Annotated in this window: 1 protein-coding gene; it reads left to right on the top strand. The window is 36.1% G+C overall.

Features of this window, described 5'->3' with window-relative positions; translation table 11 throughout:
• Positions 1-16 precede the first annotated feature (16 nt).
• The coding region (locus H2O73_RS23580) for a pyridoxal-phosphate dependent enzyme (RefSeq protein WP_220457705.1) at positions 17-324 on the top strand (308 nt) is incomplete at its 3' end.

The following is a 324-nucleotide window of genomic DNA, read 5'->3' as shown; positions in this document are numbered from 1 at the left end:
AATGGGAGCCTTTAAAATGAGAGGTGCTACTAATGCCATTTTGCAATTGTCTTCTGAACAAAAACAAAAAGGTGTAGTAACACACTCTTCAGGCAACTTTGCACAAGCATTAGCCTTAGCTGCAAAAAATTTAGGAGTAAAATCTTATATAGTTATGCCTAGCAACGCTCCAGACGTAAAAAAAAGTGCCGTCAGAGGCTATGGTGGTGAAATTACTGAATGTGAACCTACACTAGAAGCAAGAGAGTCTACTGCTAAAAAAATACAACTAGAAAAAGGTGCAACATTTGTTCATCCTTTTAACGATTTTAATGTAATATTAGG

It is taken from the genome of Vibrio marinisediminis (assembly GCF_014050145.1).
Classification (GTDB): domain Bacteria; phylum Pseudomonadota; class Gammaproteobacteria; order Enterobacterales; family Vibrionaceae; genus Vibrio; species Vibrio marinisediminis.
Note: the sequence above shows the minus strand (reverse complement) of the source record. Positions and strands in the feature narration are given on the sequence as shown.